Raw genomic sequence first — 21,763 nt, 5'->3', positions numbered from 1 at the left:
ACACAACGGTAAAAATTCATCTGATCAACGACTGCGAATCTTCTCGACAATCGCAGTTGTCGAGCTGTTTTCCACAAGTCCCAACACCTTCACGGTGCCGCCATAAGCGGTGACGATATCAGCGCCGACCACTTGATCGATACCGTAATCGCCGCCCTTGACCAGCACATCCGGCTTGACCTCGCGCAGCAGGTTTTCCGGGGTGCCTTCAGGAAAACTGATCACCCAGTCCACGGCGCCAAGTCCGGCGAGTACCGCCATGCGCCGGTCAACACTGTTGATCGGACGGCCCGGGCCTTTGAGACGGCTGACCGAGGCATCATCGTTGACCGCGACAATCAGGCGATCGCCCTGAGCCCGCGCCTGCTCCAGGTAGGTCACATGGCCGGCGTGCAGAATGTCGAAACAGCCGTTGGTGAAGACGATCTTCTCGTTGTGCGCGCGGGCATCGGCCACGGCGAGCAGCAACTGCTCCAGCCCCAGCACACCACGCTCGGAACCTTCTTCACGCTGAATGGCGCGACGCAGTTCCGGGGCACTGATGGCGGCCGTACCGAGTTTGCCAACCACGATGCCGGCGGCCAGGTTGGCCAGCGCGACGGCGTGGGGCAGGTCTTCACCGGCGGCAATCGCTGCGGCCAGGGTAGAAATCACTGTGTCGCCGGCACCGGTGACATCGAACACTTCGCGGGCACGGGCCGGCAGGTGCAGCGCCAGCTGATCCGGACGCAACAGGGTCATGCCATGCTCGCCACGCGTCACCAGCAACGCACCCAGCTCAAGGTCGTGCATCAACGCAGCGCCCTTGCTCACCAGTTCATGCTCATCGACGCAACCGCCAACGATGGCTTCGAACTCGCTGAGGTTAGGCGTGATCAGGCTGGCGCCGCGATAGATCGAGAAATCCTTGCCTTTGGGGTCGGCCAGCACTGGAATGTTCTTCGCGCGGGCAGCCTGGATCAGCGCCTGATGGTTTTTCAGGGCGCCTTTGCCGTAGTCGGAAAGGACCAGCACCTTGATCCCTTCGAGCAGATCGTCGACCTGCGAGCCGAGGGCCAAGGCGTCGGTGGCGAAGGGTTCTTCGAAGTCGATACGCAGCAGTTGCTGGTGCCGGCTCATGACCCGCAGCTTGACGATGGTTGGCTGGTGCGCAATGCGCTGGAACAGGGCACGTACGCCCGCGCCTTTGAGACTGTTGCTCAGGCTGTCGGCGGCTTCGTCGTCTCCGGTCACACCGACCAGCGACGCCGGCGCACCCAGCGCGGCAATGTTCAAGGCAACGTTCGCGGCACCGCCCGGACGATCTTCGATCTGCTCGACCTTCACGACCGGCACCGGCGCCTCAGGGGAAATCCGTGAGGTTCCGCCATGCCAGTAACGGTCGAGCATGACATCGCCGACTACCAAGACCGGGGCTTGATCGAAACGCGGCATGGACAACTTCATGGAGCAACCCACATACAAAATGAACAGGGGCGCGATATTAACACAGGGTCAAGCGCCGTCCGCCTCAATCTGAAAGGTCGCGCACCCAGAACAACTCGTGACGCCGGACGGCCTTGCGGAAAAACTCGTTACTGCCCGTTTCAGGCCAGCGGCGGCCGGCCAGTCCTTGCTGGATCCAGCGGCGCAACTGTCTTTTGAACCCCTGCCCGCCTTGCAGATCGTGCTCCATGGCCAGCGCCATGGCTTTGTCCAGTTGCACATCCGCTGACAACAACGGACTCCACAGGCGGTCGGCCGGCAACGCCTCGATCGCCGGTGGCAGCGCAATACCGGCACCGGCAGGGCCCATTGGCCAGCGATCGTTATCGTGCAGGTGATTGGCGTACATCAGCAGGGTTTTTGGCTTCCAGCTACTCAATGCGACAGCCTCAAGCAGCGCCTGGGTAGACGCCACATGATCACTGTGGGGATCGAGTTCAGGATGCGGTGTCACCACCACTTCCGGGCGATAGTGCTCAAGCAGTGCCGTCAAATCAGCGAGCAAGTTTTGCCAGGTCGGCTGCCCATCGGCGTCGGCGGGCAGGATCAGCGGGTTATGCCGGCGCACGCTGCGAATGTCGTTTTCCTGCGATTCCCGCGAACCGAATGCCTGATTGGGCTGCTCCGCCATCGACGGCAGTTGCAGGCAGTAATAGCCCAATTGCACACAGCGCTCGGCAGGCACGCCACCCCATAGAGGAATCACCAGGCTGTCCCAACTGCGCAAACGGCCCTTCAAGCGGGCCGCTGCGGCGCGATCAAGGCCCAGACGCTGGAACGCTTCAGCCTCGATTTCGCCCTGGGTCAGGGTCACGATGCTGACGTCTTCGCAGCGGCTGTACAGGCCGAACGCGGCGAGTTCAGCATCATCGGCATGGGGCGCGATGACCATCACCCGCTGACGGCTGTAGTCCGGATTGGCCATGACCCACAACACGCCGGTCGCAGCCGGCACACAATATCGGCCACGCAGCGCAAAGGCCCCTTGCGCCAGTGCATCGGCCTGTCCCGACAGATTGAGGAAACGCCGCCCTCTGACACCGCGCTCGAGATCCTGGCGATCATCGCCGACCTCAACCCAGGGGTCGAGCCAGCGCCCCAGCCAGGTAGATTTCACTTCCAGCTCGAGCACCAGCGTCTCACCCTGCGCCAGCGGTTCGCTCAGATGCACGAGACCGCCCGCAAGGCTCACCGCCTGCCGCGCGGCTTGTGGCGGGAAGGTGTATTGATAGTCGTCAGCAGGCCGGTAGAACAAATGGTCGGCAAACCAGGCCTCGTGAGCCACAAAGGCCAGCACCAGCAACAGCGGCACCAGCCACCACGCAATCAGCACGCCGATCAGCAGAAGCACCAGTACAAAGGCAATCAGGAACAGACGTTTGTTGCGCCGATGGGCCTTGAGAAGCTGTTGCTTGCGAGCGCTCATGAATTCAGACCTTGTAGACCGGCACCGTGTGGCACCAGCGATCCTTGTACTCACGGTCGGCACGACCGAATGAATAACGCAGAGGCTTGCCCAGCGCCTGCGCGTGCGCCCAGGCCTCCTGGGTGTTGACGAAGCTCAGCACGCTGCCGGGACTGAACTCGCGGCTCTGCGGGTCGACACCACCGTTGATGTACTCCAGCGAAACCCATTGCGGCGCCTCGACGCGGTACAGCACCTGAATGGCCACGGGCGCCGCATCGAGCATCGCCACCGAACCGGTCATGAACTCGCGCAACAAGGTAAAGACTTCAACCAGCCCGGCCTTGCCCGGCACTTCAAAGCCCCAGCGCCGCTGAAACAGATCGCCGTAAGCCGCAGCCTGTTCCTGCGGGGTAAAGTCGGACATCGGCACCAGTGATCCACCGGCCTCTTCCAGCAGGCGCTGTTCACGACGCTGGTTGTAGCGGAATTTCTTCGAATACTCTTCGGGCAACCGGGCCAGGGCCAAGCCCTCGGGCTGCGGCTTCAACGTGCTGATCTGTCCGGCATTGAGCTGGGACACATACGCCATGCGCTGACGCACCGGCACGATGACGTCTGGCGCGATCGGCAGAATGACTTCCGCATTGCCCATGTCCAGCAAGCCACGCTTGCCCTCGCGCTTGAGCACTTCCTTGGACAAGGCTACATGCCGCCCCCAGCAAGGGATGGCGGCCAGAACCTCACCGCCAACGATCCAGCCCAGGTAGCGCAATTCGATGCCAAGAAATGTCGACAAACGCTCGACAACCTCGGGATGCGTGGCAAAGCTGCCGCCGAAACGCTGCCAGGCCCCTGCGTAGCTGTCCCGATCGATTTCGCTCCAGCCACGCTCGCGAAAGCTGCGAAACATCGTCAGCATACGTCGGTCGCGTGTGCCGGCTGAGGCTCGTCACCCTCTTCAAACTCTTTGGCATGCAGGCGGGCGTAATAGCCGTTCTGCTCAAGCAGTTGTGCGTGAGAGCCGCGCTCGACGATGCGACCTTCGTCCATGACCAGAATCAGGTCGGCTTTTTCGATGGTGCTCAAACGGTGGGCGATCACCAGGGTCGTGCGGTTCTGCACCACATGATCCAGTGCAGCCTGGATATGCCGTTCCGATTCGGTATCGAGGGCTGAGGTGGCCTCATCAAGAATCAACAGCGGCGCATCCTTGAGCAGCGCCCGGGCAATGGCAATGCGCTGACGCTGGCCGCCGGACAGCAGCACGCCATTTTCGCCAACCATGGTTTCATAGCCCTGCGGCATCTTGATAATGAACTCATCGGCGTACGCCTCGGTGGCGGCGCGCTTGACCTCATCGAACGGTGCACCGGCCAGATCGCCGTAAGCGATGTTATTGGTCACCGTATCGTTGAACAGCGTGACCTGCTGGGTCACCAGCGCAATCTGCCGACGCAGGCTGCGCAGGGTGAAGTCCTGCACCTGCACGCCATCAAGCAGGATCTGGCCCTGCGCATCATCGTGCTGATAAAAGCGCGGAATCAGGCTGGCCAGGGTCGACTTGCCACTGCCCGAGCGGCCAACCAGAGCGACCATTTGCCCTGGCTCGACGACGAAACTGATGTCGTTGAGCACCGCTTTGTCAGTGTCCGGATAATGGAAGCTCAGATTGCGTACCTCCAGCCGGCCTTCGAGACGATCGTGCTCGACCGTGCCGCGATCCACTTCCGCCGGCTCGTCCAGTTGCTCGAAAATGCTCTCGGCACCGGCCACGCCTTTCTGAATGGTCGAACTGACTTCCGACAACTGCCGAATCGGCTTGGGCAGCAGGCCCGCCATGGTGATGTACGCCACCAGATCGCCCGGCGATGCGTCGCCGCGAAGGTACAGCACGAGGAACATGACCACGGCCATGGCGCTGTACGTCACCAGTTGCAGCATCGGCGTGTAGACCGCGCCGGTCTTGGTCATCGTCAACTGTTTGTCAGTGTTGCTCTGACTGGCGTCGCGGAAGCGATCCTTTTCGTATTGCTCGCCGCCGAAGCTGCGCACAACACGGTAGCCGTGGATGGTCTCGGACGCGACGTGCGTGACGTTACCCATCGAGACCTGGATTTTCTTGCTTTGCTTGCGGAATTTCTTGCTGGTGCTGTTCACCATCAAGCCGATCAACGGCAGGATGGCAACCATCACCAGGGTAAGTTTCCAGTTCATCCACAACAGCGTGCAGAACAGGAAAATCACGGTCATGCCTTCACGAATGACGACCTTGATCGCATCCGTGGCAGCACCGGTGACCATGGTCACGTTGAAGGTGATCCGGGAAATCAGGTGGCCGGAATTGTTCTTGTCGAAGAAACGATTGGGCAACTCCAGCAACTTGTTGAACAGCACGACCCGCAAGTCATGCACCAGACCCAGCGAAACACGCGCCAGAAAGAAGTTGCCCAGATACGAACCCACACCCTGCCACAGCGCGATGAACACAATCATCAGTGGCACGGTCTCGAGCAATTGCAGCTTGCCCAGATAAGGGTTGCCCGGGAACAGACTGGCCTCAGGATTGGCCAGACCGTCGACAAAGTATTTGAGGATGTAGGCGAGCATCGGCTGAGTCGATGCGAAGATCAGAAACCCGACGATGCTGAGAAGGAAAAGGCCGGCGTAAGGCCGCACGTAAGCCAAAAGGCGGAAATAGATCGCCAGCGTGGACTGGGCTTTCGGTTCAGGACTGCTCATGGTGATCCGCGCAATTCATTGAGGCGCCGATGATATCACACGCGTTTTTACCCCGATAAACATGACTTCAAGCCAGCCTTCGACCAAGTCGGTTAAGATACCCCGCTAATGATGGGGAGCCCGACATGCAATCGATTGATCAAAGCACTTACGAGGCACTGCGCAAAGGTGCACACGTACTGGAGGCCGACGGTTCCGGCGACAAGGTGCTCAGATTGGCCGATGGACGCATGCTCAAGCTGTTCCGCCGCAAGCGACTGCTCAGCTCGGCGCTTTTCTACCCCTATGCACAACGCTTTGCCGACAATACCCGGGCACTCGAACAACGCGGCATCCTTTGTCCGAAGGTCATCGCGGTCTATCGCATCCCGAGTATCGAACGTGACTGCGTGTATTACAGTCCGCTGGAAGGCAATACGGTGCGTCAGTTGCAGAGCACGGGTGACGAGGCTGACACGTTGAGATTCCAGCTGGGCGGGTACTTCGCCCTGCTGCACGAAAAAGGTGTGTACTTTCGATCGCTGCACTTCGGCAATGTGGTGCAGACCCCGGACAACCGCTTGGGCCTGATCGATATCGCCGACCTGCGCTGCCAGAAGCGCGCACTCAGTGACAGCAAACGGCTGCGCAATTTCGCTCACTTGCTGCGCTATAAGGAAGACCGCCAATGGCTGCTCGGCCAGGATGCCGGTGACACGTTTATCGAAGGCTACCGGCAGGCACTGCCGAGCAACCGCCAAGCGCCGCTGATCTCGCGCCTGCGCCCGCTGCTCGGCTGAACCTCAGGGGCCGATGACCACCACAGTGGCACCCTTGCGATTGGCGAAATGCTCGATGACTCGCCGCTTGTGTGCCACCAGCCACTCATTCAGCCACGGCTCGTCACCTTTGGCCTCGATGAGGAAGTACTGATAGTCACCAGCGTGCGCTGCCGACATCGCTTCCTCCGCGGTCAGTACCGGCATCACGTAGCCACGACCGGCGTAGTAGCTGATCCGCCCATCTTCGAAATAGGTTTTCGCCCCTGGCTCGACATGGGCCGCCAACCAGCGCCCAGCCTCGACATAATGGGTTTTGCCGGCCCCGGTGGAGATGACGTTCGACAGCATCACCAGCAAACACAGAGCCACCAGCCACTTGCCCCAACGCGGGAATTGGCGAAAAAACGCCGCCAGCCCCATCGCCAGCACGGGCACAAACAACAGATTCAGAAAACTCAGGTAGCGCGTATTCATGAACTGTTGCTTGATGAAAAACACCACCAGCACGACCAGATACAGCAACGCCGCCCAGGCGAAGGGTCGATAGTCGCGCCAGTAGACACCTAGCACCCCCCAGTTGCGCCGCAGAATGAACGGAACAGCAAATGGCCCCATCAACTTTACGAAACTGATGGTCATGGTTGCCAGAATGCCGAAGAAAACAATCCGGCCGGCCTCATCCTGGGAGTACTTGTTGATGAGCGAATTGGCAAACTGATCGCACAGCATCTGAAAAGAAGCAAAAACACTGTGCGGCGCAATCATGTCCAGATACAACATCACGCGCGCCGCCATGAGCACACCTGACACCGAAACGACCAGCAACCCCAAAACCGGTAGCAAGGAAAACTGAACGAACTGCATCCGTCGGCCGGATGACCACAGGCTGGGCAACTGCCAGAGCGCCAGTGCCGGCACCAGCAGCAACGCCTCCAGTCGAAACAGGGCTGCCGCGACGATTGCCAAATGAATGAATGCCGCGCGCAACCAGCCGCCACGGGTCTGCCAGCGCAGCGCGAGCCAAAGCGTCAGTGTGCAGAAAAACCAGAAACCGCATTCACGGATGATGTCATTGCGAAAGGCATTCACCGCCGGCATCGCCAAGACCACCAGGCATGCCCAACGGGTGAGATGTGCAGACCGCTGACGAACGCAGTCCACCATCAGCGCGCTGGTCCCGGCAAAAAAGAGTGCACACCAAAGATAGGCGCTCAGTTCGAGCGGCAGATGCAGAACGGTATGCGTAGCGGCCAGCAGAAAGGAAAACCAGGGCCAGTCAAAAGCAGCCCAGGCCACATTTGGCCCGTGCTCGGTAACCTGTTGCGCAATATCGATGTATAGCGCCGCATCGCGCCCCACTGTCGCGGTGCCCAGGACCGCAATCAGCGATAGCACTGTACTGCCCAGAAACGCCAGCCAAACCGGGTATTCGTCGATGACTCTGGAGATTTGCACTCTCACTTTGCTGCCCGTACCTTTCACCCCGCCACCTCATCGACACTCATGTCAAGGTACGCCATCACCACAACCTGCTACCGAAACAGCAACCGCAACGCCTTGCGTGTGTATGACCAGCGCGAAAAAGTCCGCCAGTCTGCACGCAAGGCCTGGAAATAGAACGACTTCGCCAGTTTGTACTCGCCATGGGAATAACAGTCGCGAAACAGCGACAAACAGCGCTGAGCCAGAAACGCCTGGCGCAGATCACGCATTTCTTCGGGCATTCGTCGACTGGAAAACACTTCGCTGACAACCTGCTCCGTACCGGCTGCAAGGCTTTGGCGCAAATCATGGCGCATGCTGTCGGCATGCTTGTAGATCAGCGCCAGAGGCTTGTCCAGCACGGTGCAGGGGTAACGCGCCAGCACCTGGGCAAACACTGGCAGATCCTCGACATTACGCAAATGTTCCGGGTAATTACCCAGAGCGAACACCTCGCGATGCATCGCGCAGGCGCCGTTGGAAATCGACACTGTCTTGTTCAGCAGGTAACTCTGCAGGCGTTGTCGCGGCGTTACAGGCAGCGGTTTGACCGACTGCAAGCTGCGCCGGCCGTCAGCAAACACCGACCAGTGGGCGCCGATCACCATCAGGCTTTGAGGATGACTGGCAATGTGCTGCGCAAGCGCAGCCAACGCGCCAGGGGCCATTTCATCATCGGAGTCGAGAAACACCAGATACCGCCCGGTTGTCTCTTCCAGACCACGATTGCGTACCGACGACAATCCGCCGTTGGTTTTGCGCAGCGCGCGAAAACGCCCACCATGCTTGAGCAGGAGTTTTTCGACTACCTCGGGCGTATCGTCCGTCGACCCGTCATCGATGACCAGCAGATCCGCCGTCGTCTCATCCAACTGCGCCAATACCGACTCCACTGCACGTGGCAGGGTTCGTGCGTAGTTGTAAACCGGAATGACGACGCTGATCAGTGTTTCAGTCAAGTTCGTATCCTTTTGCACTCTCTTTTACGACCAGAATATCTTCCATGATCAGGTATTCCAGATCGGAACCGAAGAACATGTTCAGCGCGTCGGTCGGCGAGCAGATCATCGGTTCGCCGCGACGGTTCAGCGAGGTGTTCAGCGATACACCGTTACCGGTCAGGTTTTCCAGTGCCTTCATCATGTCGTAATAGCGCGGGTTGTATTCACGCTTGAGCACCTGGGCACGAGAAGTGCCGTCTTCATGGACGACTTCCGGTACACGGGTTTTCCACTCTTCCGCCACTTCGAAAGTAAAGGTCATGAACGGCGCCGGGTGATCGATCTTGATCATCTGTGGCGCAACAGTGTCGAGCATCGACGGGCAGAACGGCCTCCAGCGCTCGCGGAACTTGATCTGGTGGTTGATGCGGTCAGCCACACCGGCCACGCTCGGGCAACCGATGATCGAACGACCGCCCAATGCACGCGGACCGAACTCCATGCGCCCCTGGAACCAGGCCACCGGATTACCATCGACCATGATTTTAGCGATCTGTTCCGGCATGTTGTCGAGCTTGCGCCAGGCCGGTTTGCTCTCGTGACGGGCGCACGCGGCGATCACGTCTTCGTTGCTGTACGACGGGCCGAGGTAGACGTGCTCCATCTTCTCGACCGGTACACCACGAGCGTGGGACACGTAGGCAGCGGCGCCGACCGCTGTGCCGGCATCGCCGGACGCCGGCTGCACGAACAGTTCCTTGATGTCGTCGCGGGCGATGATTTTCTGGTTCAGCTTGACGTTCAATGCACAGCCACCGGCGAAGGCCAGTTTGCCGGTTTCCTTGAGCACGTCGCCCAGGTAGTAGTCGATCATCTGCAACGCCAGTTTCTCGAACAGCGCTTGCATGCTCGCGGCGTAGTGGATGTACGGTTCGTCCGCGATGTCGCCCTCGCGTTTCGGACCCAGCCACTCGATCAGCTTCGGCGAGAAATAGAAGCCTTTGCCCTTTTCTTTATAACGACGCAGGCCGATGACGTTGGCGTAGTCGGTGTTGATCACCAGTTCGCCGTTTTCGAACGAAGCCAGCCGCGAGAAATCGTACTTGCTGGCGTCGCCATATGGCGCCATGCCCATGACCTTGAATTCACCATCGAGCATCTCGAAACCGAGGAATTCGGTGATCGCGCCATACAGACCGCCAAGGGAGTCCGGATCGAAGAATTCCTTGATCTTGTGGATCTTGCCGTTTTCACCGTAACCGAAAAAGGTCGTGGCGTACTCGCCCTTGCCGTCGATACCGAGGATCGCGGTTTTTTCTTTGAAACCGGAACAGTGGTAGGCGCTGGAAGCGTGAGCCAGATGGTGCTCGACCGGCTCGATCTTGATCTTCTTCGGATCGAAACCCAGTTGCTCCAGGCACCAGACAATCTTGTTGCGATAGCGCTTGTAGCGGCGGTTCCCCATCAGGATCGCGTCCAGCGCGCGATCCGGCGCGTACCAGTAACGCTTGGCGTAATGCCAGCGCGCCTTGCCGAACAGGCTGATCGGTGCGAACGGAATCGCAACTACGTCAACGTCCGACGGCTTGATGCCGGCCTGTTCGAGACAGAACTTCGCCGATTCGTAGGGCATGCGGTTCTTTGCATGTTTATCACGTACGAAGCGCTCTTCTTCAGCCGCCGCCACCAGCTTGCCGTCGATGTACAAGGCTGCTGAAGGGTCATGGCTAAGGGCGCCGGACAGGCCAAGAATCGTCAATGCCACAGGGGTCTAGCCTCTTTAGTCTGCGTGCAGGCGCGATGCGCCTTGAAAATTGATGTGCCCTCGCGCAGGGCGAGTGACAGCTAAAGGGCGGGATTATAGCGTAAACGCGTGGGGAATTACCCTGCGCGATTGCCCCAGGGTGAATGGTTGGGAGAAACCTTGCTCTGCGACTCAATAACCGCCCTTGCGCCAGTAAATACCAAGATTGCCATCAGTCACCTGACGATAAACCGTATAGGGCAACGCTACCGTATCGAATACCCCGGACAATGGCAGATCCAGCAGCACGAACGGCACCAGATATCCGCTGGGATCGGGGGGCGCATTCAACACGCAGAAATCGAACGCCAGACCGCTGTAGACCCGCGGAATGGACTGGCAATAGGTTTTTTGTTTGCGCATGTCCCGAGCGACATCTGCATCATCCTGCAAGACGCTCATGACGCTGCCGCAGCCGGCCAGCCCGGATGAAAATGCCCCTACTATCAAAGCCTGTTTAATGGTCAAGATTCGCCCTCCAAGGTCGTCGGGCAAATTAGCATCGAGGCTGAGCAGGACACAGTTCATGGCTTCTGGAGAAGCTGTAGGACAAGTCGCGGAATCTTGTCCTCTATTGCTTGAGTGGTTTATTCAGGCCGTGCTGGAAATTTCCCTGGGCAGACGCTGATCAATAACCTGATACAACGCGCTGCCTTCGGGCCAGTTACGCATGAATCGCGCACGGTCACGGGCATAGGCCGGCGCGAAACTGCTGACAGAACCATGCTGACACATCGAATCCAGGTCGATCAGCGCCCAGCGATCCTGCTGCCAGAACAGGTTGTGCCCCTTGAAGTCGCCATGGCTGATGCGCTCGTCAATCAGTCGCGCAAACAGCAGATCCAGCGCCTGCAGCTCCGCCTCCGGCGCTTCACCGCTTTCAACATAAGGCGCGAAGCGCTCGATGATGTCCGGCCCCGGCAGGAACTCGGTCACTAGATACGCACGGCCGCGCAGCCACAGAAAACGCTTTTCCAGCACCGCCAGCGGTTTGGGCGTGGCAATACCGAGGAACGCCAGACGATTGCCTTCGCGCCATGAATGCCAGGCCCGACTCGGCCGCCAGAACCGCTTGAGCCAATGCGCAAAACCCTTGATGTTGTAGCGTTTGATCACCAGCGTGCGCGCCCCCGCCTGCACCTTGCCGACACTCGCCGCTCCGCCGGTCTTGTACAGATGGCCCTGATCGAGCAGCGCATCGGCCTGATCCAGCACCGGCAGCATGGCTGATTCTTCTTCACGACGGATTGCGCGCAGCGCGAACGCTCCGCGCTGCACACTGAACAGCGTGCACTCGCGACCGACCTTGATCAGAAAGTCTTTCAAACGCCAACGGCGGACTTTGTCGATCTGCTTCTGCAAGGCTTCCAGCGGCAACGCGTGCTCGCTGTTGCTCAGCAGGTAATACACCAGCAGCTCTTCGGTGAATGGCTCCAGCGCTTTGGGCAACTGGGCGAAAAACACCCCGAGATTTTCCAGGACTTTTTGCCGTGACAACGGCTGGCCGGGGGTTTCAGCGCAAATGCCGGCACCGTCAATCAAGTACAACTGGCCGCCGTGACGTAGCAGATTGTCCAGATGCAGGTCTTCCTGCCAAAGCCCCTTGCCGTGCAACTGGCCAATGGCGCCCAACGCCTCGGCCAAGACCGCCGATTGCTCGTCGGCCAGTACCGGCAACGACTCGACTTTCGCCCAGGCATCGCCAAGGCTTTCGGCACCTTCCAGGAAATCGAACAGCAGCCAGCCGCCCTCGCCGCTCTTCAAACCATCAGCCAACAGCAGCGGTGTGGTCAGGCTTTGCGCAGCCAGCAAGCGCACGCCTTCCAGCTCGCGCTGAAAATGCCGGGCAGCCTTGCTGCCAACCAGCAACTTGGCCAACACCGGACGACCGCGCCAGACACCGGCGCCGACGTAACGCTGCCCCGGCAAGACCCGTAGCAGACTCAGCAATTGCAGATCCGCACGGCCGGCGGCATCGGCCAGGGTCACGGTCAGCGGCAGTTGCGGGGCTCGCCCGGCACCGGCCAGCTCGGACAATTGCATCAGCGGGTCTCCTTGTGACTGCGGCGCGCGGTCAGCCGCGCGAGCCAACTATCCAGCAGCGAGCTATCGGTGGGCTGATCGAGATAAGCCGCCAGCAATTCACGCAGTTGTGCCTCGTTCCATTCTGGCGCGCGGCGTTGCAGCGGCTCCAGATCCTTGATCCGGTCGCGCATGCCGAACAACAAAGGGCGGGTCTTTTCCAGGTCGATCAATTGCGCCTGATACCCGTCACCGGTGGCGCGCAGAAAAATATGCTTGGGGTAGAAGCAGCCGTGCACCTGGCGCACACCGTGCAGATGGCGCGCGAGCAAGCCGCAGGCCTTGAGGATGGCCGAATGCTGCGCGGCACTGAGCTGCGTCCAACGCTGCAACAGCGATTCCAGATCACTCCAGCCATCGAGTGCCCGGGTCAACAGGATGGCACGGACTTCGCCGCCGACCTTGCGCTCACCGAAGAACGCCGCCTGCAGCGCCGGAATACCGAGCTTGCGATAGCGGCTGATATTGCGAAACTCGCGGGCAAAACTTGGCTCACCAAAAGGTGCGTGCAAGGTACGCGTCAGATAGTTGCTCTGGCGCTTGAGGTAATAACCCTGCCCTTCCAGGTCCAGACGGAAGACGCTGCTCCAGCCGCCACGGGCGGTATTGGGTTCGTCCACAGCTTCAAGCTGCTTGGCCCACAGTGCGTCGAAAGTGCCGAGACCATGGCGTTCAAGCAGTGCACGGTCTTCAGCGGCGAGAAAATCAGTCATTCGCGTCCCTCGAAAAATCTCACCACGTGCCGAATCCGTTTCTTGTCGGCGCTATCAAGCCGATCGCACTGGCGATATTGCTTATAGAAACGCAGGCGCTGGGTATTGGAAAGGTGGTATTTGGCGAGCTTATCGAGACAGGCCAGATCCTTGGTGATCCGATACTTGAGCCAGAAGCCGCGCCAGAACTCCCCGTTAGGGCAATCGATCAGAAATATCCGCGCCTGCTCATCAATCAACAGATTGCGCCATTTCAGATCGTTATGGGTGAATCGGTGATCATGCATCGTCCGGGTATAACCGGCCAGTTGCCGGCTGACGCCGTCGACCCAGGCGCGATCCTTGAGTTTCGGATCCTTGCGCTCAGCGAGCGCCGAAAGGTCCTCGGTGTTGGGCAACTCGCGGGTGATCATGGCACCACGATCATAGGCCGCGCCCCTTCGCTCCAGGCCCCAGGCCACCACTTCCGCCGTCGGAATGCCCCACTTGGCGAACCGTTTGAGGTTCTGCCACTCCATCTTCACCCGCGGCTTGCCGAGGTAACGGCGTAAGCCTTTGCCAGCGCCGACGTAGCGTTTGACGTAATAGTTGACGCCGTTGCGCTGCACGCGAATCACTTCCGACAGCGGATCACGGGTCAGACGTTCGCCCTGCAACGCAAATACGGCTTCGAGGCTGCCGAAATCACCGGCGAGCTCACTGTATTGCGGCTCAAGCGTCCAACCCGCCATCAGAGCGCATCCCCGTAGCGCTGCTTACGCGCATAGAGTTTGTTGGCCTTGCCTTCCAGCCAGTTCAGCAGCGGCGCCTCTTCAGCCAGGATCTGGCGCAGCGGTTGCTGGAAATAGCCCTTGAGGAAACGCAGTTTGTCGCGGCGGGTGAGGCCGATATCCAGCGCGGAAAAGTACAGCGCCGCCAGATCCTTGTTGCGCCAGCGCTGGGTGATCTTCGCGCGGGTCTGGGCACGGTGCAGATCGATCACCGAGAGCTTGAAGTCGTCCGGGGTCACCGGTTTGTCTGTGTGCAGCAGGAAGTGGCAGATGTAGCAATCGCGGTGGTTGACGCCGGCGCGATGCATCATGCCGGTCATGCGTGCCACTTCGGCGATCAGCGCGCGCTTGAGTTTCGGCTCAGGCGGCTGCTTGACCCAGTCGATGCTGAAGTCTTCAAGGCTGACGGTCGGCGCCAGTTCTTCGGTGACGATGAACGAGTGCTGGTCCGCCGGGTTGCTGCCCTTCTCGCCGTACGCAACGGCGGTCATGGTCGGCACGCCGACTTCCTGCAGACGCTGAATGGCCTGCCACTCCTGGCCCGCACCGAGCACCGGCAGTTTGGCGGTCAGCAGGTTCTTGAAGATTTCGCTCCAACCGATGCCACGGTGGATCTTGACGAAGAATCCGTTGCCGTCGACTTCCGTGCGCAGTGTCCGGCGTGCTTCCAGCTCGCGGTATACCTCGCCCTGCAAGCCTTCGACTTCGGCGAACGGGTCGCGTCCGGCCCAAAGGCTTTTGAACGGTTCAGCCAGCATCAACTTCATTAAGCGTGCTCCGCCAGAATCACATCGGCCGCGTGCTGCGGCATGCTGTAGAGATCGGCCGTCTCGGCGAAGGCCAGACCCTTGCGGCTCCAGGCCGCGCGTGCAGCGTCGTCATTCAACATCTCGGTCAGGTATTGCGTCAGTTGCGCCTGATCGAACGGTTCGTCCAACACTCGTCCGGCGTCCGCCTCGGCAATGTAATGGGCGTAACCGCAGACCGCGCTCACCAGCACCGGCAGGCCGGCGACCAGCGCTTCCAGCAACACCGTGCCGGTGTTTTCGTTGTACGCCGGGTGGATCAACAGGTCAGCGCCGAGCAGGAAACGCGGGATATCGCTGCGCCCCTTGAGGAACGTCACGTTATCGCCCAACCCCAATGTCGCGCTCTGCATCTGGAACAATTTGGGGTCATCCTGGCCGATTACAAACAACCGGGTACGTTTCTTCAGTTCAGCGGGCAACGCCGCCAGCGCTTTCAGGCTGCGATCGACGCCTTTGGTCTTGAACCCGGAACCGATCTGCACCAGCAGCAGTTCGTCGTCCTTCAAATTGAATTCAGCGCGGAAACCGGCGCGGATTTCATCGGCGTTCGCCGGACGCCGACGATCCTGGGCGATACCCGGCGGCAGCAGATGGAAACGCTCAAGCGGCGTGTCGTAATGCTTGATGAACAGCGGCTGCTGCACCTCGGAAATCATCAGCACTTCGGTCTTCGCGTCTTTGCCGAACACCGCGCGCTCATATTCGGCGAAGTGGCGATAGCGGCCCCAGCGACGGTACAGCGAGTGACGAAGGTTCTGCGCCTTGTCTTCAAAACAGCCATCGGCGGCGTAATACACGTCCAGGCCCGGCATCTTGTTGAAGCCGATCAGGCGATCGACCGGACGCCTGGCCAGATCCGCTGCCATCCACGCACTGAGTTTTTCGTTGCGGCGGTGATTGAAGAACGCCTTGACCGGCGCCACCAGCACTTCGAAACCGGGCGGCACGTCGCCTTCCCAGATCAGCGTGTAGACGCGGATCTGATGCCCGCGCTTCTGGCATTCGAGGGCAATGCGCATGAAGTCGCGCTGCAAGCCGCCGAACGGAAAATATTTGTACAGGACGAATGCCAATTGCATCAGCGCAGCTCCTCAGCCATTAACAACGTGCTCAGTCGGCTGGCGACACGCTCCGGGTTCAAACGCGTGAAGCACAGCGGCTGTTCACGCTTCAAGTCAAACTGACGGGCATCCTGCGCGGTCGGTTGATAGGTGCATTTCTTTTGCAGGCACGGTGCGCACGGGAAGTCGCTGGCCAGGTGAATCTGCAATTTGCCGTAGGCGCCGGTCAGACCCGGATTGGTCGGGCCGAACAGCGAGATGGTCGGCACGTCCAGCGCGGCGGCCAAGTGGCCGAGCCCGGTGTCCACCGCCACGCAGGCTTGCGCGCCGGCAAGGACTTTGCCGACGCCGGCCAGATTGAGTTTCGGCAGCACTTCGGCGTGCTTGAAACCGGCGGCAATGCGTTCGGCGCGAGCCTTTTCCTGCGGATTGCCCCACGGCAGTTTCACACCGACGCCGAGGTAGCCGACGCGTTCGGTCAGCTCGCGCCAATAGGCTTCCGGCCAGTGTTTGGTGTCCCAGGTGGTGCCATGCAGGAACACCACAAAAGCGTTTTTGCGCGGCAACTCGACCAGACGTTCGACGTTGAGGCCGTAATCGCCCAGACCCTTAGGCAAGTCGTAGCCCAAGGCAATAGCGAACAACTGGCGCACGCGCTCGACGGCGTGCTGACCACGGGCCACGGCCAGTTTGCGGTCGTAGAAACGCGAAGCCATCGGCTCGCGGGCCGAACCTTTATCGAGGCCGGCCACCGGCGCTTTGACGTAACGGGTCAGCCAAGCGCTTTTCAGCAAGCCTTGGGCATCGATGACCAAATCGTATTTGTTGGCGCGTACGCTTTGCTTGAAGCGTTTCCATTCACCGCTGGTGATGGTTTTCCAGAGGTTCTTGCGCCAGCGGCGGATCGCCACCGGAATCACCTTGGCAACGGCCGGGTGCCAGGTCGGGATCTCGGCGAAGCCTTCTTCCACCACCCAGTCGAACTTGATTCCGGGGATCGCCCGAGCGGCGTCGGTCAGCGCCGGCAACGCATGAATCACGTCGCCCAGCGATGAAGTCTTGATCAGCAGTACCCGCAACTTAATGAACCTCGACCACAGAGCCTTGCAACTTCTGCAGGGCATCGTTGACCGCGTCCGGCATCAGCTGGCGCAGGCAGTTGTAATGGCCGAAACGGCAGGTACGGTCGAAACACGGGCTGCAATCGAGCCCCAGGCGGACCACTTCGACGTGCTCGGCCAGCGGCGGGGTGAAACCCGGCGAGGTCGAGCCGTAAACGGCGACTAACGGGCGGTTCAGCGCAGCGGCAACGTGCATCAGACCGGAGTCGTTGGAGACCACCGAGTCGGCGCAGGACATCAGGTCGATGGCCTCGGCCAGCGAGGTGCCACCGCTGAGGTTGACCGATTCTTCACGCAGGCCCGGGATCAAACGTGCACGAATGTCTTCGCCGACCGCGTGATCGTTCTTCGAACCGAATAGCCACACCTGCCAGCCTTCGCGAATACGTGCTTCGGCGACTTTCGCGTAATGTTCGGATGGCCAGCGCTTGGATTCGCCAAACTCGGCGCCGGGGCACAGGGCCAACACCGGGCGGTCGAGGGTCAGGCCGAACTTGGCCAGCGCGGCTTCGCGAGTGACCGGATCGATTTGCAGGCTCGGACGCGGATACGGCTTCGGCAATTCGGCATTCGCTTCATAGGCCAAGGCCATGAAGCGCTCGATCATCAGCGGATAACGCTCTTTATCCAGGGTGCGCACGTCGTTGAGCAGGCCGTAGCGGAACTCGCCGCGCCAGCCGGTGCGTTTCGGGATGCCGGCGAAAAATGGCACCAGCGCCGACTTCAGCGAGTTGGGCAGCAGGATCGCCTGATCGTACTGGCCGCGCAGGGATTTGCCGATGCGCCGACGCGTCGCCAATTCCAGCGCGCCGTGGCCGAGCGGGAAGCTCAAGGCGTTGCGCACTTCGGGCATGCGCTCAAGGATCGGCCGGCTCCACTCGGGGGCCAGCACGTCGATTTCGCATTGCGGGTGGCGCTGTTTGAGACACTGAAACAGTGTCTGCGCCATCACCATGTCACCGACCCAACTGGGCCCAACGATCAAAATATTCATGTGGTTTCCATAAACGAACCGGGGAGGCATTTACGCCTCCCCGCCTCGAGAATCACTGAGGGAGCGGCACGGCTTGCGATGGGTCATTACCTTCAACATGACTGTCGACTGTTACTCCGCTATCGCGAGCAGGCTCGCTCCCACATGGTTTTGCATCTGTTCACATATCTGCGACTCAGCGCAGATCTATTGTAGGAGTGAGCCTGCTCGCGATGGGGTCGTTACATTCAACATTGTTGTCGTCTGATACTCCGCTATCGCGAGCAGGCTCACTCCTACAGGGTTTTGCATTCATTCATACATCTGCGGCTCAGCTTAGCCCCATCTCTTTCCATATCCGCAAAACCTGCCGGCGTTCGTCGGCAAACTGGTCGCCCGGTATTACCCCGGCGTCCTTCTGCAAGGCCTGCCGGTGCGCGGCGGAGCGGTAGGCTTTGTAGGCCTCGCGCAACAGGCTGGCGTCTTCGGCAGGCATCAGCCCTTCGTGTTCCAGCTGTTCCAGAATGCGGATGTTATCGGTCCAGCGCAGTAGTGGCGGGTGGCTTTGCGACCACGCCAGAGCCGCGTATTGCACCATAAATTCAATATCGACGATACCTCCGGCGTCCTGCTTGAGGTCGAAGGGCGCTGCGGCGTCGAAAGCATTTGCCGCCATACCGGCCGCGGTGCTCCTGGTGCCGAGGTTATCGCGCATCTTCGCGCGCATCTCGCTGACTTCCTGTTGCAACGTGGCCAGATCGCGCGCCTTGCCCAAGACCTGCGCGCGGACTTTCTCGAACGCCTGGCCGACATCCTGACTGCCGACCAGCACCCGCGCCCGCACCAACGCTTGATGCTCCCATGTCCAGGCCTCATTTTCCTGGTAGCGGGCAAACGCACCGAGCGAACTGACCAACAGCCCCGAGGCGCCCGATGGCCGCAGACGCATGTCCACCTCGTAGAGTTGACCGGAGTTGGTCTGCGCCGTCAGCAAGTGAATGATCCGCTGCCCCAGTCGCGTGAAAAACTGCGCGCCATCGATCGACTTCGGCCCGTCGGTTTCCGCTTGCGGATCGCCGTCGTGGATAAACACCAGGTCCAGATCCGAACCATGCCCCAATTCGAGGCCGCCGACTTTGCCATAACCGACAATGATGAAACCGGGATCGCACAAGGTGCCGTCGGTGCGCAGCGGCGTACCGTATTTGGCTACGGTCTGGCGCCAGGCCAGGGCCAGCACTTGCTCGAGAATCGCCTCGGCCAGCCAGGTCAGGTAATCGCTGACTTTCATCAAGGGCAGGCTGCCGGCGATTTCCGACGCCGCCACGCGCAAGCGGTGCGCCAGTTTGAAATGGCGCAAGGCCTCCATTTGTTGCTCGAGGTCGTCTTCCGGAATCCGCGTCAGACGCTCACGCAATTCAGCCGCCAGCTCTGGTGCCAAGGGCGGCTTGAACAGACGCCCCTCATTAAGCAATTCATCGAGCAGCAATGGAAAACGCGTGATCTGTTCGGCAATCCACGGGCTCGCCGCACACAACGTCAGCAAGCGCCGCAATGCGCCGGGGTTTTCCGTCAGCAAGACCAGATACGCCGAACGTCGGGCCACCGCCTCCACCAGTGGCAACACCCGTTCAAGCACCAGATCCGGATTGGCGTGTTCCACAGCCTGTGCGAGCAGACGCGGAATAAAGGCATCCAGACGCTCGCGCCCCAACCGCTGCATCGCCCGCAGTTGCGGGCTGCTGCGCAATCCGGCCAGTGCTTTCAGGGCTTTGCTGGCATCGGCGAAACCACCCTCCTCCAACTGCCGGCACGCGGCCTCTTCGTCCTGCGCCTCTTCCCACAGTGGTAGCCATTCGCCGCCGACCACCACCTCACTTTCGGCGCCTTCATCCTCGTCGGGATCGGCAATCACCTGGGCGAAGTGCCAGGCCACGCGGCCGCGCCAGAACATCAGCTTCTCGTGGAAGGCGGCCCAATCGGAAAAACCGAGCATAAAGGCAATCCGCGCCTGATCTTGCGGGCCATCCGGCAGCATCTGGGTCTGGCGGTCGGCGATCGCCTGAATCGCATGCTCGGTGTACCGCAGAAATTCGTAGCCCTCGCGCAATTCGCTGATCACCGCCGGCGGCAGATAACCCTGCCCTTCCAGTGTGCTCAGCACCTTTAATAGAGGACGCTGTTGCAGGCTCAAGTCGCGACCACCGTGGATCAACTGAAAAGCCTGCGCGATGAACTCGACCTCACGGATGCCGCCAGAGCCGAGTTTGATGTTGTCGGCCATGCCCTTGCGCCGCACTTCCTGCTGGATCAACTGCTTCATGGTGCGCAGCGCTTCGATCGCCGAGAAGTCCAGATAGCGCCGGTAAACGAATGGCCGCAGCATGTCGAGCAACTGCGCACCCGCCACCTGATCGCCGGCCACCACGCGCGCCTTGATCATCGCGTAGCGTTCCCAGTCGCGGCCCTGATCCTGGTAATACTGCTCCAGCGCATTGAAGCTCAGCACCAGCGCGCCGGACGAACCGTAGGGGCGCAGGCGCATGTCGACGCGAAACACAAAGCCATCGACCGTCATCGGATCGAGCGCCTTGATCAGGCGCTGGCCGAGACGGATGAAGAATTCCTGATTATCCAGCGAGCGCTTTACGCCCACGGTCTCGCCGCCCTCCGGGTAGGCGAAGATCAGGTCGATGTCCGAAGACAGGTTCAACTCGACTGCGCCGAGCTTGCCCATGCCGAGGATGACCATCTGCTGCGGCAGACCGCTGCGGCGACCGGTCGGCGTACCGAACTGTTCGCAATGGCGGCTGTACAACCATTGATAGGCCTGGTCGATGGTGGCGTCGGCCATGTCGGAAAGATCCCGGCAGGTCTGCACCAGATCGGCCTGACGGGTGAGATCGCGCCAGATGATCCGCACTTGATGGCGGGCGCGCTGGCGACGCAAGGCGCGACCGAGTTCATCCTCGCTCTGCGCGGCGTTCACGGCGGTGGCAATCTGTGCACACAATTCACCCGGCGCAAAGGCCCGGTCGAGTTCGCCGGACTGCACCAGCGTGAGCAACATCAAAGGGTCACGAACGCTCTGTTCAATGACAAACTCACTGGCCGCCGTGACGCGGGCGAACTGCGCCCAGCGTTCTGGCGTCCAGCTCGCCAGGCCGTGATCGTCTTCCAGCACGGCGACGGCCGTACGGAACGACTGCTCGGATCGAGTGACCAACGGCAGGAGAGTGGCGGGCAGTTCGGCAAGCGCGGGCAGGGTCATGGTCTATCCTTGATCGGCGTATAAATGGCCGCGTGTAGTGATTGGTGAAAAGCCGCTACCCGGAGGAGTGTCGAACAAAAGTTAGAAATAGCTGAAATTTCTTTCTCTTTGGCAGTGAACATCAAAGTTTCACCTTTTTCGGATGGTAAAAGACCAACCTTAACGATTATTCTCACAACGCAGCCGGAGGCCACAAGCCATTCTTCTGTAGTTTTACTACTCGTCTATACATTCGAAAGGCTGAAATGCCAGAAGATTTGTAGTAAAACTACACGCCGCCGGAACAACCTATCGGCAATCCAAGAATTTTAAATCGTCTGCCCACAAGGCCAGTCGCAAACTC

Annotated in this window: 18 protein-coding genes; 1 reads left to right on the top strand and 17 read right to left on the bottom strand. The window is 60.2% G+C overall.

All coding sequences use genetic code 11. From position 1 onward, the window contains the following. Positions 1–24 precede the first annotated feature (24 nt). The 4 genes from hldE to msbA form a co-directional block, all read right to left on the bottom strand. Positions 25–1,446, bottom strand: a complete 1,422-nt coding sequence (hldE, locus tag ACM6IV_RS21340; RefSeq protein WP_414871522.1) for a bifunctional D-glycero-beta-D-manno-heptose-7-phosphate kinase/D-glycero-beta-D-manno-heptose 1-phosphate adenylyltransferase HldE — start codon at positions 1,444–1,446, stop codon at positions 25–27. Between the two features lie 64 nt (positions 1,447–1,510). Continuing rightward, the gene (locus tag ACM6IV_RS21335; RefSeq protein ID WP_414871521.1) at positions 1,511–2,911 is read right to left on the bottom strand and encodes a PIG-L deacetylase family protein; all 1,401 of its coding nucleotides are present in this window, start codon (positions 2,909–2,911) and stop codon (positions 1,511–1,513) included. A gap of 4 nt (positions 2,912–2,915) precedes the next feature. Then, on the bottom strand, positions 2,916–3,812 hold the full coding sequence (locus ACM6IV_RS21330) for a GNAT family N-acetyltransferase (RefSeq protein ID WP_414871520.1): 897 nt from the start codon (positions 3,810–3,812) through the stop codon (positions 2,916–2,918). Next, on the bottom strand, positions 3,806–5,632 hold the full coding sequence (gene msbA, locus ACM6IV_RS21325) for a lipid A export permease/ATP-binding protein MsbA (protein WP_414871519.1): 1,827 nt from the start codon (positions 5,630–5,632) through the stop codon (positions 3,806–3,808). The genes ACM6IV_RS21330 and msbA overlap by 7 nt, the downstream gene beginning before the upstream one ends. 125 nt (positions 5,633–5,757) lie before the next feature. On the opposite strand from msbA, the gene ACM6IV_RS21320 reads away from it, so the two are divergent. Then, complete coding sequence (locus ACM6IV_RS21320; RefSeq protein ID WP_414871518.1) at positions 5,758–6,411, top strand: toluene tolerance protein; 654 nt, start codon at positions 5,758–5,760, stop codon at positions 6,409–6,411. Between the two features lie 3 nt (positions 6,412–6,414). Here ACM6IV_RS21320 and ACM6IV_RS21315 read toward each other — a convergent pair whose 3' ends face one another. The 13 genes from ACM6IV_RS21315 to glnE form a co-directional block, all read right to left on the bottom strand. Next, positions 6,415–7,875: a hypothetical protein gene (locus ACM6IV_RS21315; RefSeq protein ID WP_414871517.1), complete on the bottom strand. Its 1,461-nt coding sequence runs from the start codon at positions 7,873–7,875 to the stop codon at positions 6,415–6,417. 50 nt (positions 7,876–7,925) lie between these two features. Beyond that, complete coding sequence (locus tag ACM6IV_RS21310) at positions 7,926–8,834, bottom strand: glycosyltransferase family 2 protein (RefSeq protein ID WP_414871516.1); 909 nt, start codon at positions 8,832–8,834, stop codon at positions 7,926–7,928. Then, positions 8,827–10,581, bottom strand: coding sequence for a carbamoyltransferase (locus tag ACM6IV_RS21305; protein ID WP_414871515.1), 1,755 nt, complete (start codon positions 10,579–10,581; stop codon positions 8,827–8,829). The genes ACM6IV_RS21310 and ACM6IV_RS21305 overlap by 8 nt, the downstream gene beginning before the upstream one ends. A 171-nt stretch (positions 10,582–10,752) precedes the next feature. Beyond that, the gene (locus tag ACM6IV_RS21300; RefSeq protein WP_414871514.1) at positions 10,753–11,088 is read right to left on the bottom strand and encodes a YceK/YidQ family lipoprotein; all 336 of its coding nucleotides are present in this window, start codon (positions 11,086–11,088) and stop codon (positions 10,753–10,755) included. Positions 11,089–11,211: 123 nt separating this feature from the next. Further along, entirely contained in the window at positions 11,212–12,663 is a 1,452-nt protein-coding gene (locus ACM6IV_RS21295; RefSeq protein ID WP_414871513.1) for a lipopolysaccharide kinase InaA family protein, read from the bottom strand. Then, positions 12,663–13,415, bottom strand: a complete 753-nt coding sequence (locus ACM6IV_RS21290) for a lipopolysaccharide kinase InaA family protein (protein ID WP_414871512.1) — start codon at positions 13,413–13,415, stop codon at positions 12,663–12,665. Before ACM6IV_RS21290 ends, ACM6IV_RS21295 begins: the two co-directional genes overlap by 1 nt. Further along, complete coding sequence (locus ACM6IV_RS21285) at positions 13,412–14,146, bottom strand: lipopolysaccharide kinase InaA family protein (RefSeq protein ID WP_414871511.1); 735 nt, start codon at positions 14,144–14,146, stop codon at positions 13,412–13,414. Before ACM6IV_RS21285 ends, ACM6IV_RS21290 begins: the two co-directional genes overlap by 4 nt. Continuing rightward, positions 14,146–14,952: a lipopolysaccharide core heptose(I) kinase RfaP gene (gene rfaP, locus ACM6IV_RS21280; protein WP_414871510.1), complete on the bottom strand. Its 807-nt coding sequence runs from the start codon at positions 14,950–14,952 to the stop codon at positions 14,146–14,148. Before rfaP ends, ACM6IV_RS21285 begins: the two co-directional genes overlap by 1 nt. After that, a complete protein-coding gene (locus ACM6IV_RS21275) occupies positions 14,952–15,650 on the bottom strand; it encodes a glycosyltransferase family 4 protein (protein WP_414871695.1) in 699 nt (232 codons plus the stop codon). The genes rfaP and ACM6IV_RS21275 overlap by 1 nt, the downstream gene beginning before the upstream one ends. After that, the gene (locus tag ACM6IV_RS21270) at positions 15,650–15,775 is read right to left on the bottom strand and encodes a twin-arginine translocation signal domain-containing protein (protein WP_414871509.1); all 126 of its coding nucleotides are present in this window, start codon (positions 15,773–15,775) and stop codon (positions 15,650–15,652) included. The genes ACM6IV_RS21275 and ACM6IV_RS21270 overlap by 1 nt, the downstream gene beginning before the upstream one ends. 297 nt (positions 15,776–16,072) lie before the next feature. Then, entirely contained in the window at positions 16,073–17,134 is a 1,062-nt protein-coding gene (waaC, locus tag ACM6IV_RS21265) for a lipopolysaccharide heptosyltransferase I (RefSeq protein WP_414871508.1), read from the bottom strand. Between the two features lies 1 nt (position 17,135). Then, entirely contained in the window at positions 17,136–18,170 is a 1,035-nt protein-coding gene (gene waaF, locus ACM6IV_RS21260) for a lipopolysaccharide heptosyltransferase II (RefSeq protein ID WP_414871507.1), read from the bottom strand. Positions 18,171–18,480: 310 nt separating this feature from the next. Further along, positions 18,481–21,420: a bifunctional [glutamate--ammonia ligase]-adenylyl-L-tyrosine phosphorylase/[glutamate--ammonia-ligase] adenylyltransferase gene (gene glnE, locus ACM6IV_RS21255; protein WP_414871506.1), complete on the bottom strand. Its 2,940-nt coding sequence runs from the start codon at positions 21,418–21,420 to the stop codon at positions 18,481–18,483. Between the last annotated feature and the right edge of the window lie 343 nt (positions 21,421–21,763).

It is taken from the genome of Pseudomonas sp. IT-347P (assembly GCF_949768005.1).
Lineage (GTDB): Bacteria > Pseudomonadota > Gammaproteobacteria > Pseudomonadales > Pseudomonadaceae > Aquipseudomonas.
The sequence above is the reverse complement of the archived record's forward strand: the minus strand, read 5'-3'. Positions and strand labels throughout refer to the sequence as shown.

Bases quoted from the DNA above. Each gene is read 5' to 3' on its own strand.
- glnE (WP_414871506.1), bottom strand. From the start codon at position 21,420: ATGACCCTGCCCGCGCTTGCCGAACTGCCCGCCACTCTCCTGCCGTTG.
- rfaP (WP_414871510.1), bottom strand. From the start codon at position 14,952: ATGAAGTTGATGCTGGCTGAACCGTTCAAAAGCCTTTGGGCCGGACGC.
- ACM6IV_RS21270 (WP_414871509.1), bottom strand. From the start codon at position 15,775: ATGGCTGTTTTGAAGACAAGGCGCAGAACCTTCGTCACTCGCTGTACC.
- ACM6IV_RS21335 (WP_414871521.1), bottom strand. From the start codon at position 2,911: ATGAGCGCTCGCAAGCAACAGCTTCTCAAGGCCCATCGGCGCAACAAA.
- ACM6IV_RS21330 (WP_414871520.1), bottom strand. From the start codon at position 3,812: ATGCTGACGATGTTTCGCAGCTTTCGCGAGCGTGGCTGGAGCGAAATC.
- ACM6IV_RS21290 (WP_414871512.1), bottom strand. From the start codon at position 13,415: ATGACTGATTTTCTCGCCGCTGAAGACCGTGCACTGCTTGAACGCCAT.
- waaF (WP_414871507.1), bottom strand. From the start codon at position 18,170: ATGAATATTTTGATCGTTGGGCCCAGTTGGGTCGGTGACATGGTGATG.
- ACM6IV_RS21320 (WP_414871518.1), top strand. From the start codon at position 5,758: ATGCAATCGATTGATCAAAGCACTTACGAGGCACTGCGCAAAGGTGCA.
- hldE (WP_414871522.1), bottom strand. From the start codon at position 1,446: ATGAAGTTGTCCATGCCGCGTTTCGATCAAGCCCCGGTCTTGGTAGTC.
- ACM6IV_RS21275 (WP_414871695.1), bottom strand. From the start codon at position 15,650: ATGATTTCCGAGGTGCAGCAGCCGCTGTTCATCAAGCATTACGACACG.
- ACM6IV_RS21295 (WP_414871513.1), bottom strand. From the start codon at position 12,663: ATGCAATTGTCCGAGCTGGCCGGTGCCGGGCGAGCCCCGCAACTGCCG.
- ACM6IV_RS21285 (WP_414871511.1), bottom strand. From the start codon at position 14,146: ATGGCGGGTTGGACGCTTGAGCCGCAATACAGTGAGCTCGCCGGTGAT.
- msbA (WP_414871519.1), bottom strand. From the start codon at position 5,632: ATGAGCAGTCCTGAACCGAAAGCCCAGTCCACGCTGGCGATCTATTTC.